The 15112-nt window shown below is 59.5% G+C and carries 13 protein-coding genes and 1 pseudogene; 5 read left to right on the plus strand and 9 right to left on the minus strand.

Annotated elements, in window-relative coordinates; translation table 11 throughout:
* Positions 1 to 19: 19 nt before the first annotated feature.
* Together ACWAT4_RS29810 and ACWAT4_RS29815 are read left to right on the plus strand one after the other, a co-directional pair.
* Positions 20 to 970, plus strand: coding sequence for a sugar-binding transcriptional regulator (locus ACWAT4_RS29810; RefSeq protein ID WP_091880828.1), 951 nt, complete (start codon positions 20 to 22; stop codon positions 968 to 970).
* A 41-nt stretch (positions 971 to 1011) separates the two neighbouring features.
* The gene (locus tag ACWAT4_RS29815; protein WP_128944139.1) at positions 1012 to 1797 is read left to right on the plus strand and encodes an SDR family oxidoreductase; all 786 of its coding nucleotides are present in this window, start codon (positions 1012 to 1014) and stop codon (positions 1795 to 1797) included.
* A gap of 509 nt (positions 1798 to 2306) precedes the next feature.
* Here the strand turns inward: ACWAT4_RS29815 and ACWAT4_RS29820 are convergent.
* Positions 2307 to 4346 (minus strand): methyl-accepting chemotaxis protein, encoded by a 2040-nt coding sequence (locus ACWAT4_RS29820; protein ID WP_128944140.1) that lies wholly within the window; start codon positions 4344 to 4346, stop codon positions 2307 to 2309.
* Between the two features lie 347 nt (positions 4347 to 4693).
* On the opposite strand from ACWAT4_RS29820, the pseudogene ACWAT4_RS29825 reads away from it, so the two are divergent.
* Positions 4694 to 4831, plus strand: a pseudogene (locus tag ACWAT4_RS29825) (LysR family transcriptional regulator); the annotation flags it as partial.
* 66 nt (positions 4832 to 4897) lie between these two features.
* Entirely contained in the window at positions 4898 to 5581 is a 684-nt protein-coding gene (locus tag ACWAT4_RS29830; RefSeq protein ID WP_430641951.1) for a LysR substrate-binding domain-containing protein, read from the plus strand.
* A gap of 207 nt (positions 5582 to 5788) precedes the next feature.
* Here ACWAT4_RS29830 and ACWAT4_RS29835 read toward each other — a convergent pair whose 3' ends face one another.
* From ACWAT4_RS29835 to ACWAT4_RS29865, 7 genes are all read right to left on the minus strand, one after another.
* Entirely contained in the window at positions 5789 to 6472 is a 684-nt protein-coding gene (locus ACWAT4_RS29835; protein ID WP_245508515.1) for a CBS domain-containing protein, read from the minus strand.
* A gap of 187 nt (positions 6473 to 6659) precedes the next feature.
* Positions 6660 to 7643, minus strand: coding sequence for a D-2-hydroxyacid dehydrogenase (locus tag ACWAT4_RS29840; protein ID WP_128944047.1), 984 nt, complete (start codon positions 7641 to 7643; stop codon positions 6660 to 6662).
* Positions 7644 to 7832: 189 nt separating this feature from the next.
* Entirely contained in the window at positions 7833 to 8687 is an 855-nt protein-coding gene (locus ACWAT4_RS29845) for an SDR family oxidoreductase (protein ID WP_128944048.1), read from the minus strand.
* A gap of 43 nt (positions 8688 to 8730) precedes the next feature.
* The gene (gene otnC / locus ACWAT4_RS29850; RefSeq protein ID WP_164939242.1) at positions 8731 to 9387 is read right to left on the minus strand and encodes a 3-oxo-tetronate 4-phosphate decarboxylase; all 657 of its coding nucleotides are present in this window, start codon (positions 9385 to 9387) and stop codon (positions 8731 to 8733) included.
* 92 nt (positions 9388 to 9479) lie between these two features.
* Positions 9480 to 11105, minus strand: coding sequence for an NADP-dependent glyceraldehyde-3-phosphate dehydrogenase (locus tag ACWAT4_RS29855; protein WP_128944049.1), 1626 nt, complete (start codon positions 11103 to 11105; stop codon positions 9480 to 9482).
* A gap of 30 nt (positions 11106 to 11135) precedes the next feature.
* A complete protein-coding gene (locus ACWAT4_RS29860; RefSeq protein WP_128944050.1) occupies positions 11136 to 11456 on the minus strand; it encodes a putative quinol monooxygenase in 321 nt (106 codons plus the stop codon).
* Positions 11456 to 12568, minus strand: coding sequence for an isocitrate/isopropylmalate dehydrogenase family protein (locus tag ACWAT4_RS29865; protein WP_128944051.1), 1113 nt, complete (start codon positions 12566 to 12568; stop codon positions 11456 to 11458). The genes ACWAT4_RS29860 and ACWAT4_RS29865 overlap by 1 nt, the downstream gene beginning before the upstream one ends.
* Before the next feature lie 371 nt (positions 12569 to 12939).
* On the opposite strand from ACWAT4_RS29865, the gene ACWAT4_RS29870 reads away from it, so the two are divergent.
* Positions 12940 to 13683 (plus strand): GntR family transcriptional regulator, encoded by a 744-nt coding sequence (locus ACWAT4_RS29870; RefSeq protein WP_128944052.1) that lies wholly within the window; start codon positions 12940 to 12942, stop codon positions 13681 to 13683.
* Between the two features lie 73 nt (positions 13684 to 13756).
* On the opposite strand, the gene ACWAT4_RS29875 is transcribed toward ACWAT4_RS29870, so the two are convergent.
* Positions 13757 to 15094 (minus strand): MFS transporter, encoded by a 1338-nt coding sequence (locus ACWAT4_RS29875; protein WP_128944053.1) that lies wholly within the window; start codon positions 15092 to 15094, stop codon positions 13757 to 13759.
* Positions 15095 to 15112 lie beyond the last annotated feature (18 nt).

The following is a 15112-nucleotide window of genomic DNA, read 5'->3' on the forward strand; positions in this document are numbered from 1 at the left end:
TTCATGGCTGGAGATCGTTATGGGACGCGTCAACGAACTGCGACTGATCGCGCGTATCGCGCAGATGTATCACGTCGAGGGCAAGCGTCAGGCCGAGATCGCGGAGACGATGCGCATGTCACAGACGACAGTCTCCCGCATGTTGAAGCGCGCCGAGCAGGAGGACATCGTCAGAACGACCGTCATCCCTCCGGCGGGTACCTTCGCAGAGCTCGAGGCAGCGCTACGCGAGCGATATGGCCTGACGGAAGCGATTGTGGTCGACTGCTCCGAGGATCGAGACGGGGCGATCATGGCCCGCATTGGCGAGGCCGCGGCACATTTCTTGGAAATCACGTTCCAGCAGGACGAGATCGTGGGGGTGTCGAGCTGGAGTCAGACCATCCTGCGCATGGTGGACAACATTCATCCGCTCAAGAACGGCAAGGCGAAGTATGTTGCTCAGATCTTGGGTGGCATGGGCGATGCTTCGGTTCAGACCCATGCCACCCAGTTAACGGCCCGTCTCGCGCGGCTCACGGGTGGCGAACCGCGTCTTCTTCTGGTGCAGGGCATCACTTCGTCGCGAGAAGCCAAGCTCGTTATGCTCGCCGATCCTGTGGTGCGAGAGACGATGGACCTGTTCGGGCGCCTCACCTTGGCCATCGTCGGCATTGGTGCCGTAGAGCCGTCCGAACTCCTCGCCCGGTCCGGCAACGTCTTCTCACGCCAGGAAATGGCAATCCTGCAGGAGGCTGGCGCGGTGGGCGAGATCTCCTACCGCTTCTACGACAAAGACGGGAAGCCCGTGGAAACCCCGCTCAACGATCGTGTCATCGGCATCACGCTGGAGGATCTCCGCAAGACCGACCGGGTGATGGCCCTCGCGGGCGGCGAATCCAAGACACGTGCCATCGCTGGCGCCCTGAAACTTGGGGTGATCGACGTCCTTGTAACCGACAAATTCACTGCAGCGCGACTCACGGCATAATCCGGACCGTCGGCCCGCTGCGCACTGTGGAAGGAAAGACCATGCATCGTTTCGCAGGCCAGACCGTGTTCGTAACCGGAGGCAACAAAGGCATCGGCCGGGGCATAGCGAAGCGCTTTGCCGAAGAGGGAGCGAAAGTTGCCATCGCTGCCATCGAGAAAGACACTGTCGAGGCCGCCGCGGCGCTCGCTACAGAGACGGGCGCCCAAGTCATCGGGCTCGCGCTGGATGTAACCGACGGAAAGGCCGTCCAGGAAGCCTATGGCGAGACCGAAGCCAAGATCGGTGCAATTTCGATCTCGGTACAGAATGCCGGTGTGATCACGATAGCCAAGGTCGAGAACCTCACGGAGCGCGAATGGGACCTCAACCTCGATGTGAACACGAAGGGCGTGTTTCTCTGCTGCCAGGAAGCAGTCCGCCGCTTCCGCGCCAGCGGCACTAAGGGTCGCCTGATCAACACCGCCTCCGGACAGGCTCGCCAAGGCTTCATCTACACTCCGCACTACGCCGCCTCGAAGTTCGGCGTCGTCGGGCTAACGCAGAGCCTCGCCAAAGAACTCGCCCGCGAAGGCATCACCGTCAACGCCATTTGCCCTGGTATCATCCACACCGAAATGTGGGACTACAACGACCGCGTCTGGGGTCAAATGCTCGGCGAATATGGTCCGGGCGCACTTATGGCCGAATGGATCAAAGGGATTCCAATGGGAAGAGCTGGTACCCCCGCTGAAGTGGGAGCGCTTGTCTCGTTCCTCGCTTCCGCCGACGCAGCCTACATCACGGGCCAGACCATCAATGTCGATGGTGGCCTGATCATGTCTTGATCGGGCGCCCTGCGTCGCTAGACGACGCGTTCGTTCCTGATCTTGGCTCAGATCGCATCGGAGACGATCCGATAGCAGACGAATCGCATCAAGGCTCATCCCGACAAGCTCCGAAAGTCCCCATCGAGACTGCTGTCGAGCCAGAAGCGCAGCGTGAACTTCTTAGGATTTACAAGCCAAACTGCCGTGCTTTACGCAGCCGGAGCCGCGATCGCCGCAGCTGACTATGGCAGCTTCCGTCCGGCAGCTGAATCAAGACCTGCTTGTCAACGCGCGTTTGGAAAAACGCGCACAATTCCGCCGTAGCGAAATCAATAGCTTGACATTTGTTTCTAAATGAAGAGCGACGAGCTCAATTTGAGCCGAGTTGCGGCACGCGTCGGTATCGGCCAAGTCTGAAGCAAGCAGGCTCAAATCGCGGAGGCGCAACCACACTACAACCGCCGACCGAGCACCTTTCACATGAGGCGCGGTCTAACGGTGAGCCAATTGCTTTGAACATTTTCGGGCTAAGCCGCCCGTATGTTGGCCATGAAGCGATCGAGCTCGGTCCGCAGACGCACACTCTCGGTCGATAGCATCTTGGCCGAACTCAGCACCTCGTCCGAAGCAGTTCCGGTCTCGGTCGCAGCGCGATTGACCTGTCCAATATCGACAGCCACAGCCTGCGTGCCCTGCGCGACGGTTTGGACGCTACGCGCGATCTCCTGGGTAGCGGCACCCTGCTGTTCGACCGCGCCCGCGATCGAGGCTGCAATCGCCGATATCTGATCGATCGTCGTCCCAATCTCCTTGATCGCCCCCACTGACTCGCTCGTGGCGCCCTGCATCGCGGCAATGTGGGCCGAGATTTCGTCAGTCGCGCTTGCTGTCTGGCTCGCGAGCGACTTGACCTCGCTCGCGACAACGGCGAAGCCCCGCCCTGCCTCACCCGCGCGCGCCGCCTCGATGGTGGCGTTGAGGGCCAGGAGATTGGTCTGTTCGGCGATCGCTGTAATCAACTTCACGACGTCACCGATCTGTTGCGCCGCGCGGGACAGCTTGGCTATGCGATCATCGGTTTCCTTGGCCTGCACCACGGCAGCTTCCGTGATACGGTTGGAACCCTGGACCTGCCGACCGATCTCCTCGACCGACGCAGAGAGCTCTTCCGTCGCGGTAGCGACCGACTGCATATTGGAGGAAGCCTGCTCGGAAACGTTGGCGACCTGGCTCGACAAGCCCTGTGTCGTCTCTGCGGTCCGCGTCAGCGTGGTCGCAGCGGTCTCGAGCTGAGCTGCGGAGGCCGAGACAGTTGATACGATGGAGCCGACCGCGCTCTCGAATTGGTCGGCGAATCGAATCAGCTCGGCGCGTCGAGAGGCCGCCTGCTCCCGATTCTGCGTCTCCGCCGTTGCGGCGTCCCGTTCAGCCCTGGCAATCGCCTGCAGCTTGAACTCTTCCACCGCCGCGGCCATTTCACCGAGCTCATCCTCTCGGCCAAGCCCCGGCAACACCACGTCAAAATCTCCCGACGCCAGCTTTCGCATCGCATTGCACATCGCGATCATTGGGCGAGAGATGCCCGCACCGAGCAGCAGAGCAAGGACAGCGCCAAGAAGTATTCCGCCGGCGGCGAGAATCACGATCAGTTGCTTGGTCCGACCGATGGCCTGTTCCGACTCCGCTTCCAGTCGCCGCTGCTCGGTAAGGAGATCGGATTTCATCGCGACCGAACCTTGCATGATCGTCCCGGCCGAGTTGCCCATCTCCGCCACAAGCTCATCGACGGACTTGGCATTCGCTATGAGCTTCTCCAGCGCCTCGCGATAGGCTTTCAGGAACGCCTTGGCTTCCCTGAGGCCGGCTACGACCTTCTCGTCCGCCGAATAGATCGCCTTGAACGAATTCTGAGCCAATTTCAGCCCACCGAGCGCACTTGCTGCGACCGACTGATCCGAACTGAGATAGAAATTGCTGGCGGCAGCGTTCGCGGCCTGAAACTGCGTGTTGACCTGCTTAGTACCGAACTCAATAGCCTGGGTCTCGGTGTCGGACGCACCAAGACGGATATCGTCCAACTTGTATTTCAGCAGGCTCGCGCTGGGCGTGAGTTGATCATGCACGATCAGCGCACTGCTACGCTTCAGTTCGAGGATTTTGGAAAATGTCGCCGAAAAGCCGGTGAACTCTTTTGCCAGCTTGTTGAGACGGTCCAGGCGCTCTGGCGCCTTGGTGTTCTTGACCGATTGATCGATTGCATTCTTCAAGCTGGCCTCGGCATCCAGCGCTGCCTTCGCATCGTCTTCCTTGCCAGTGACCACGAAGTATCGAGCACCCGAGCGGTAGGCCAGGAGTTCATGATCGATATTGCGTGCGAGATCGGCCTCCGAAACACTGGCCCGGAAGGACCCGACCCGATCGGAGACACGCTCGAACCCGAAATAGGCGAACGCCATGCTGATGGCCAGGATGACGAGAACCGCCCCGAATCCGGCTACAATCTTCGCACGAAATCGCAGGCGCGGAATGAGATTGCGCGTCGGTTTTCCTTTGATACGCCCAGCCATCCGCATTCGCCCCCATGTTAGCACTGGCCCACCCAGCGGTCGGGGATTTCCCCAGACAGATTTGAACATGAGTGGAGAGAGGTCAAAGTCAGGTAAATCCGTCTTACCGGACGACGGGTGCATCGTCGCTGCAGAGGAATGGCCAGCGTCGACCATTGACGCTTGGACGTTGACCGGCCTAGCCACAAGTGACTTGGCGAACCCATCGGAAACTGTTGAAGACCAACCCTTTTCTCAGATCGTGCTTTGGTGGAGGATGGACGGACTGCGAGGTCTGGCCGGTCACCGAAGGTCAGATTGTTGAATGCAAATTGACTAACCGTTGAGCCGTATGCATCGATCTCGATATGAGTAACCGAACCGACCTTGTTGAGCTGGAAGCTTTCCTAGCGATTGTACGTGCAGGCGGCTTCCGTCGCGCCGCGACCATCAGGGGTGTCTCCGCCTCTGCTCTCAGCCATTCCATGAGAAGCCTCGAGCAACGGCTTGGCGTCCGCCTTCTCCATCGCACCAGCCGGAGCGTGCATCTTACAGCTGCTGGGGAAATGCTCGTGCGTGAGCTGGAGCCTCGCTTCCGCGGGATTGAGGAAGCCATCGAGGGCCTGAATGAGTTCCGGGGTCACCTTGTAGGCCGCGTCAGGATCACCGCATTGCGCGACGCTGCGCGCCTGCTTCTCGCGCCGAAGCTCCCAGCGTTTCTCGCCGCTTTCCCTGAGATCGAGGTGGAGATTGCCGTCGATGACAAGTTCGTCGACATGGTCGCTGAGGGATTTGACGCGGGTATCCGCTATGGCGGGACCGTGCCCGAGGGCATGATTGCCTCGCGACTGAGCGACAGTCTCGAATGGGTCATCGTCGGCTCACCCGGTTATCTCAAAGATCATGGCCATCCAAAACACCCGGAAGATCTTTCGAGCCATAAGTGCATCCGCATCCGCCTGGGCACCGATCGAATCTACGAATGGGAATTCGAGCATCAAGAGAAACGTCTCACCATCGACGTTCCCGGAACGATCATTCTGGATGACTCCGAACTCTCGATCCGAATGGCGGAGGCCGGCGTTGGCCTGTTCTATTGCCTGAAGGCCAGGGTTGAAGCGCAGTTGTCGAGCGGCTCACTGGTTGCGGTGCTGCCCGAGTGGATTTCGCCCGGACCGGGCTTCCACGCCTACTACTCTTCCCACCGTCAAGTGCCCTCCGCGCTGCGAGCGTTCCTGGACCATCTTCGAGGTTAGTGGTGGTTTTCCCGCTCTGCCCGCTACAAGTCGTCCCCCAAGCGTCGCGATTTCGTCAAGGGACTTCCACAACTCTAGTCGAGCAAGTGAAGTCGTCTGATCGCTCGCTAAGGCACGTTCTCACTAGGGGCTAGCCATTGATGTCCGGTGGCCCCCCAACAGCGACCGAAGGACATTCTCCGAGGTCGCAGATGGGCCACAAGCAGATCAGCCCCCGGGGCCGTCCTTCATGATATAGCCCATTAGGTCGTCCACGTTGTGCTCCAAATCCCGGATGATGTTCTTGACGACGTCTCCGATCGAGATCACGCCTACGACCTTGCCCGCGTCCAGCACCGGCAGATGGCGAAAGCCGCGCGCAGCCATCATTGCCATGCAGCCCTCCAGCCGATCGTCCGGCTTAACCGTAACCGGGTTGCTCGTCATCACCTGGCTCACGGGCGTCGTCTTCGCATCGAGCCCGGGCAGCAGCACTTTAATAGCGCAGTCACCCTGGGTCACGATACCGACCAGCACGTCGTCGTCGATGACCAGCACCGACCGGACCCGATTGTCGCGCATCTGGCGCAAGGCTTCGACGACCGTGTCGCCGGAACGAACATCGATCAGGGCACCCTTCTTCTGGGCTAGAGCGCTTTTTACTGTGCTCATCGATCTCCCCTCGGGGGCCCTGTCCTGCCCCACCCTTGATGGTCCGCATTGAAGAATAGTCGAAATATCTTGCCTCGTCAGCACCGCGCCGATGTCGCCGGCGAAGCCTGTCACCGATCCCGACAGCGGGATTTTCACCGCCTCGATGGTACAGCCCGGCAGCACCTTCACCACTTCCAGCTCGAAGCCGCTGACGTCATCCTGCGCAGCGCAAACCCTCGAGAGATACCGCTCTACCATCTCTCCAAATTCCATAGCCGACAGAGTGGTGGAATAGGGTACCCGGGTTCAAGCGGTCGAAGCACTGGCACCAGCTCAAGGGCTGCTATGGATTTAAAAGCCGTCGATGGGGCTTGAGCGACGCGCGGTCCGCTTACATCGCTTAGCGGGCTTATCTATGGTCAAGCGAGACTTCTCGGTCCGTCTACTAGTGAGCACCCCTCACAACATTCTTCGCCGTGCCATTCCAGAACGCTTCGATATTATCGATGAGCTGGTCCGCAAGCGATTGCACCGCCTCCTGACTTGCCCACGCGACGTGAGGCGTCAGGATGAAGTTGGGCAGCCCTGTCAGTTGCATGAGTGGATGATCGGCTGAGGGAGGCTCGACGGTAGCCACATCAAAGCCGGCGCCTGATATGCGACCGCAACGAAGCGCCTCACCCAGAGCGATCTCGTCAACCAGACCACCTCTCGCCGTATTGATGAGTATTGGCTTGCGTTCCATGAGTGCGAACTCGGGCGCCCCGATCATGTTGCGCGTCGCCGGCGTCAGCGGAGCGTGGATGGTGATCGCATCGCTGAGACGCAGCACGTCTTCGAACGGCGTATAGAGCGGCCCCATTCCCTGCACACCTTTGTAGGATGAAAACAGGACGCGCATCCCAAAGGCTCGCGCGAGGTCCGCGACGGCACGTCCCAGCGCACCGTCTCCAATGATCCCGAGTACAGATCCTGCGATATTCCGGATTGGGTAATCGAAATAGCAAAACTGCCCCGACTCAACCCAACGTCCCGCCCGCACCGAGTCCCGATACGCGAGAAGGCTACGCCGGAGGGCAAACAGAAGAGCGAACGTATGTTCGGGGACTGTGTCGAGCGCGTAGTCCCGAATATTTGACACGAGCACATTCCTGGCAGCACAGGCCGCAACATCCACCACATCTGTGCCGGTCGCAGCGACTGCCACCAGTTTCAGGTTGCGTGCTGTGGCAATCGCCTTTGCAGTTACCGGCGCCTTGTTTGTGATCACAACATGGGCATCCGCAATCCGATCGCTCACCTCCTCGGCTCGCGTCGCTTCGTACTCAATCCACTCGTGTGAAAATGACAATTGGCGCAAAACAACGTCAGGCAGCATCGTGCTCCTATCGAGAAACACGACCTTTGCGGTTGTGATGGTTTTGCTCATGTTGAAACTCCGTCCAAGCGTGGCTTTCGCTTCGGGTCGTACCCGCACATTCCCTCCCCGCATACGACGGACGAGAGATCGCTCCGCAAAACGACTTCAAGCAGTTATGAAAGAACGCTTCGCGCTGGGAAAACGAAAAAGACGGTCGAACACATGAGTATTGCTCAACTTCGCCATTTCAACGATATCTCAGTCCTCCTCCGGCGGTCCTGACATCCAGGCCGCAAAGCGCGGCCCCCAATCAGGATGCCATCGGGAAAGCGCGGGCCTGTTTTGAACCATATCGTCCGCGGCCCAACGAATTCGTCTAGCATCCATTTCGGATGTGACTGAATTGTCGGGACAAATGATGTAAAAGTCGCCTCGCCGAAACCTTTCGACAAACAGGTCGATCACTTGTTCGGCCGTCCAGGGCTCCTCCGGTTTAACATCCTGCAACGGCTTCAGGCCCGGAAAGTTCATGGGAGTCCATGTGTACCCAGGCACCAGCAAATGCGCCGTGACACGTCCCCCAGTCGCTTTCAAAAGCTCGTGGCTGAGTTGTTCGGTCAGAACCTTAACTGCCGCCTTGGAGACGGAGTATGCCGCTTTTCCAGGAGGGGTGGTAATACCTTCCTTGGACCCGAGATTGACGATCGCGCTTCGCGTTTTTGCTTCCATCATTCGCGGAACGAAGAGGTGCTGGGCCGCGAGTGGACCGAAAAAATTGACATCGAGCGCATGTCGCCATGCTTCGACTTTCTCGTAAGGGCCCGCGCGCTCGATGATTGCGGCATTATTCATCAGCAAGGCAACTTCACCGAATTGTTCGTATGCCGCTTCCCTTAAAGCTTCGAGATCCGCCTCGCGGGATACGTCGCCTGCCATGACGACAACTTCGGTATCGAGCGCGCCGGCGAGCACCCGAAGCCTTTTCTCGTCTCTATCGAACAGCACGAGGCGCATCCCTTCGCGAGCAAAGCGGCGTGCCGCAGCCGCGCCGATTCCGCTCGCCGCACCAGTCACAACTGCGACGCGCCCTCGCGCGATGATGTCGGCGTTCATCTCTGTCCTTCCTTAAGTGAGACCCGCATCCGGGCTTGCCGTGCTAGGACCCCGATCCCGGCAAAGCCAGTCCGAATGTTTTGACCAGATCGTTCTCCTGCTCTGGTGACAGAAAGCGTGGATTGAGGCCACGCAATAGCAAATAGAGTTTGGCGGTCTCTTCGAGTTCCTCGGTCGCAAACACGGCTGCCTCGAGCGTTTCGGCAGAGACGACCGGCCCGTGATTGGCCAACAGGATGGAGGAGTATTTCCCCGCGAGCCCCGTAATCGCCGAAGCGACCGCGGGGTCTCCTGGTCGATAGTACGGGATCAGGGCCGTCTGACCGCACTTCATCAGATAATAAGGCGTCATCGACGGCAGGGCCGCTCGTGCGTCGATCTCGGGCAGCATCGAGAGCGCTACCGAATGTGTCGAATGAAGGTGAACGACAGCCCCCGCGTTCGTGCGGGTGTCGTAGAGCGCAGCATGGAGCGGCACCTCCTTGGTCGGAGGATCACCGGAAACAACGCGCCCCTCCGCGTCGATCCTCGATATCCGGGCCGGATCAAGAAAGCCCAGAGAAGCGTTGGTCGGCGTGACCAACCACCCGCCGTCCTCGAGTCGGACGCTGATATTACCCGACGAGCCTGGTGTCAGCCCCCGTTCGAATAATGACCGGCCGAACCGGCAAATCTCTTCTCGACGTTTGGTCTCGCTCACGTGCACACCGAAGACTGGAACAAAGACCTCTTTCCGAACAGGATCCATCGCGGCTTACCGTCGCTACGGGATCGCTCTCGAGTCGTTTGCGGTCATAGAATGAAGCCGGTGTGGATGAAGTTCGAGTGATGACCATCGACAATGGCATTGAGGATTTCGCGCGCTGGCTGCGTGTATTTCGTCGCCACCATCGAACGAATTGAAAACGAACGCAGCGCATCCGTGACCGACAGCGTGCCCTCTGCTGAGTCCTTCCTTCCGGTGAACGGAAAGACATCGGGCCCACGCTGACACTGACAATTAATATTCACCCGGCACACCTGGTTGACCAGCGAGTCCGCCATACGGCCGATCATGTCAGGATCGCTGGCAAACAGGCTCACCTGCTGACCGTGTTCGGATGAGGCAACGTAATCGAGCGCAACCTCAAGGTCGTCAAAACTCATGATCGGGACGAGCGGACCAAATTGCTCCTCTCGATAGAGCCGCATTGCTGACGTCACCGGGTATACCACCGCCGGATAGAACAACGTGCCTTCGACCGTACCGCCACCGGCGTTGAGAACATCGGCGCCATTTGCGACGGCGTCATCCAGAAGTTCGGTCATCTGCTTGGCCTTCCCCGTACTAGGCAAGGGGGTCAAGCTTACACCGGATGCCCATGGCATTCCGATCTTCAAATCGCCGAGAAGCCGCAGAAATTCTGACGTGAACGCCTGCTCAACATCACGATGGACGAGCAGCATTTTCAGGGCGGTACAGCGTTGTCCATTGAACGAGAGAGCTCCCGCCAGACATTCGCGCGCCGCAAGCCCTATGTCTGCGTCAGGCATGATGATGGCCGCGTTCTTGGCGTCGAGCCCTAACACGGCACGCAGACGATTGGTCTTTGGGTGCACCTTCTTGAGATGGTCTGCCACACGGCTTGACCCGATAAGCGTCAAGACGTTGACCTTGCCGGTGCTGAGAAGCGCTGGGACAATCTCAGCGCCTTCCCCGTAGGCGAAGTTGATCACCCCCGGGGGAAACGCCTCGCAAAAGGCATTGAGCAACGGCTCGAACAGGAGCACCCCGTTACGCGGCGGCTTGAACACGACGGAATTGCCCATGATCAGGGCAGGAATGAGTGTCGCGAAAGTTTCGTTGAGCGGGTAGTTGTAAGGGCCCATGCACAACACGACTCCGAGCGGAGTGCGGCGGATGAGGCCGACCGTCCCCTCCACGATTTCGAAGTGGGAGTTCGCATTGTCGAGATTGCGTAAGGCCTCGATGGTTTCCCTAATATAGTCGATCGTGCGGTCGAACTCCTTTTCGGAATCGGCCAGCGTCTTGCCGATCTCCCACATGATGAGACGCGAGATATCTCCTCGGCAGGCACTCATGCGAGCCAAGAATTTCTGCATCGCGAGGATACGGTCGGAGACGCGCATCGTCGGCCAAGCGCCACGCCCATTGTCGTAAGCGGTCACAGCAGCATCGAGAGCGACCAATGCCGACTCGACACTTCCGAACGGATGACTGCCGAGCCGCGCTTGCGTCAAACGACCGTTGTCGTCACGAACCATCACCGGCGAGAGCACATCCTTGGTTGGCCCCGCCCAATCGCGGATTTCACCACCGACGAGGACGCGACGCTGCTCGATCGGCTGGATCGCAAACTCGCGCAGACCTTTATCATCGGCGCTAGGAAACAACATTCTCAGTTGATCGGAGTTCATGATATTCCCCAGCCCGACGGCCCCAGGTCACTAATGACCGGACTTGTGCGATCTTGTCGTGACCCCGAGACGGACGTAGGTCGCAATCCGCTTTTCGATCACCCAGGGCGAGACCAGTCGGTCGAAACGGCGGAAGTGCTCGGTCGCTAAGTGGGCGTCAAATGCCGCTTTGTCGTCATATATTTCGTAAAGGAATATCTCAGCGCCGTCGTCTGCTTCACAGACATCGAAGAGCCGACAACCTGATTCGAGTGCGATCGAATCGGCGGCGTTCGCCAGCATCGCCTCGAGAAACTCGACCGTGTGCCCCGCCCTGATCGAAAAGGTCACGGTCACGACGAACTCGCCCATCACGCCACCGCCTTCATCGCTTGCGGAAGAGCTGCAATGGTTTCACGCGTGACTGCCGCGCATCCCGCCGTGCCACCCAGCTCGATCGGCACCGCCCCGGAAGAGAGCGCCATTTGTACTGATGCTTCAATCAGACGAGCACGAACCTCCAGCTGAGGCTCGCTATGCTTCTCCGCGAGCCAATCAAGCATCATCGCGGCTGAGAGGAACATTGCGCACGGGTTCGCTTTTCCCTGTCCGGCAATGTCAGGGGCTGTACCGTGCGCAGGCTGAAACAAGGCATGCTTATCGCCGACGTCGGCGGACGGGGCCATGCCCATTCCACCAACGAGTCCGGCGGCGAGATCGGACAGGATATCCCCGAACATATTCTCGGTGACCATGACGTCGAGTGTCCACGGCTTCTTGACCATCAAAAGCGCCATGGCGTCGACATACGCATGGTCGGCCCCGATGGTCGGGTGCGTCGCCGCGACCTCATCGAAGATCTTGCGAAAGAACGCCATGGACGTGAACACGTTCGCCTTGTCGACACAGGTCACCCGCGCCTGGCCGCGCCTTGATTGGCGACGTTGGGCCAGCCGGAAGGCAAAATCGCTCACTCGCGCGGTTCCGTTCCTGGTGATGCACATCGTGTCGTACGCCTCATCGTCACCGACGACCTTGCCCCTACCCCGCGCGTGGAAGAGCCCTTCTGTCTGCTCCCGGACCAGGACGAAATCGATGTCATCCACGCGCTCGTCCGACAAGATCCGCGGGAGGCCCGGAAACCAACGGATCGGGCGAACCCCGGCGTAGAGATCTAAGGCCATCCGAAGATCGAGCTGGGGAATGATCTCTGTTCCGTCCGTATGCCGAATGTCCGGCCACCCCATAGCGCCGAACAGAACAGCGTCCGCCTCGCGGCACGCATCGAGAGTAGCGTCCGGCAGTGCTTCACCGCTCTCGGCATAAAATTGCGCTCCAGCCTGCCAGGTGGTCATTCGCAAAGGCGCGCCGGTGGTCTTGGCTTCCACGGCGGCCAGAAGTTCGAGGCAGGCCGCCATGACTTCACGCCCGATGCCGTCGCCCGGCAGGACCGCAATATCAAGATGATTGGAAGAGACTGTCACGCTGCATCTCCAGGTCGGTTCTGCTTAGGCTGCGGATCGCATCGCCATTGTACACAAAGGGCGTCGTTGTTGCGTTCAATAACGTATGCATTAGTTGTACACTAGTCCGATATGACGAAAGCTGCAAGGTTGAAGCACGATCCTTTCCCGGCTAGTCGAGGGGCGATCAGCGGGGACCGCCCCTCATCCACGAGTTTTTGGAGCAAGCGATGAGCCTCCCCTTCTCTTTCGACCTGGGCCAGGGCTAGGTTTCGACAAGTGACGGATTTGGCTGGGATCTTTCCACAACCGAACCTTCCGATTGATGGTCGCGATGCAATTGGTTGCTCACGGCGATAGTGGTAAGACCAGGGAGAGAAGAACTGACCGCAATGACAACCAAGCCTCGAAAAAAGTCGCCAGACCTCAAGCCTGTGCCCCGAAAGGTGCCGACACGGACGCGCCTGGCCCCCGTTGCGTCCCCGAGCGGCAAACCAAATCAAGCTGATATCGCCTATGCTCGGTTGCGCGAGCTGATATTGAGCGGCGCTATCGCCCCCGGCAGCTTCGTTCTTGAACTTGAGGCGGCGGCACGTCTTGGCATGAGCCGAACACCTGTACGAGAGGCGATGGTGAGGCTGCGCGCCGAAGGCATTGTCGAAATCCGCGCGCGCCACGGAATGCGCGTCCTTCCGGTGTCGGCGGACGACATGCGCGAGATCTACGAGGTGCTCACGAGCCTGGAAGCGACCGCCGCCGGGCTCGTCGCGAGGCGTGGAATCGCCAAGGAGGCTTTGGTCTCTCTCAATATGGCCGTCGCCAACATGGACGACGCATTGGATCGGGATGACCTGGAGGCGTGGGCCCAAGCGGACGAGTCCTTCCATCGGACACTGATCAACAGTTGCGGCAACCGACGCATCATTCAGACAGTCGATCAGTTCTGGTCGCAGGCGCATCGTGCGCGCCTGCTGACGCTCCGCCTTCGTCCTAAACCGACGCAATCGAACCGGGAGCACGCCGCTCTGGTGCGGGCAATTGCCAAGGGCGACGCTGACGCCGCCATGCGCCTGCACCAAGAGCACCGCGAACGTGCGGGAAGGCTTCTGACCGACCTGCTCTCGAAGCTGCCCTGAGCGGCCGATCAGTTCGCACTTCGTGCCTGGCAGCGCTATCCGCGGACAGCGCTGGAGTTTGTTTGCCCTCGTTTCAACGAGCCGCACCGGCAGAAGCCCCAACTGTCGCAGGTGCGCTGCGGGACTTTTGCCGGGTGAAGTAGACCACCGAAACGGCCACGCACGCCGTCCAGATTCCGGCCACACAGTAGATGCCCAGGTCCAGCGTGTTGGTCGATTGCGTGAGAAAGCCGATGATGAAGGGCGCGAAGAAGCCGGCCGTCAATCCGATCGAATTGATGAAGGCGATTCCGGCGGCGGCCGAAACATCCTTGAGCGCGGCCGTCGGCAGGCTCCAGAATACCGGCAGCACGGCCATGACTCCGCCCAGCGCCATGCTCAGCCCGATCAGGACAAGAACGAGGTTGTGCTTGAACCAGACGCTGATCAGGAAGCCGGCAACGCCGAACAGGCAGCTTCCGACGAAGTGCAGGAAGCGCTCGCGCTTCCGATCGGAGCTGCGACCGACTGCGAGCATCACGATCACCGCTCCGGCGTAAGGCACCGCCGAATAAATGCCGAGCTGGACGGTGTCCGTAACCCCTGCCCCCTTAATCAAGGACGGGAGGTAGAAGAAAATTCCCGATTGGGCGAGCACGATCCCGAAGAGAATTGCAGCAAGCAGAAGCACGTCGACGTTCTTGAAGACGTCAAGGATGCCCATCTCGGGCTTCCTGACGTTCTCCGCATCGATGTTGGCGCGAAGGCGCACCTTTTCCGACGAAGACAACCAAGAGGCACCCTCGATGGTGTCGCTCAGCTTGAACCAGACCACGAATGCCAGCAGGACGGCCGGGAGACCCTCTAGCAAGAACATCCACTGCCAGCCGGCGAGTGACGCAGTTCCGTGCATGTGGGCGATGATCAGACCGGAGATCGGCGCGCCGAAGATGCCGGCAAGAGGTGCAGCGAGGTAGAAGAGTGACGTGACGGTGGCGCGACGCTCGGTCGGATACCATCGCATCAGGTAGAAGATGACACCAGGAAATAGCCCGGCTTCTCCGATCCCCAGCGCGATGCGGAAGATATAGAAGGAATATTCGGACCAAACCAGCATCATCCCCATTGAGATGAGGCCCCAGGTCATCAGGATGCGGCTCAGCCATCGCCGCGGGCCGAAACGATGCATCAACAGATTGCTGGGGACTTCCGATGCCGCATATCCGAGGAAGAAGAGTCCCGCGCCGAGCCCGTAGATGGCTTCGTTCAATCCGAGATCGCCCATCATATGGGGCTTGGCAAAACTGATGTTGATCCGGTCGAGATACGACACCGTGTAACACGTGATCAGCAGCGGCATCAGATAGAGCGTGACTTTCCGGTAGATAGCATCATCGCTCCCGGTTTTCGATCGCCCCGCTTCCTCACCCATGGCCCCCTCCTCCTTGCT

The sequence above is a fragment of the Bradyrhizobium sp. T-1 genome (assembly GCF_053592855.1).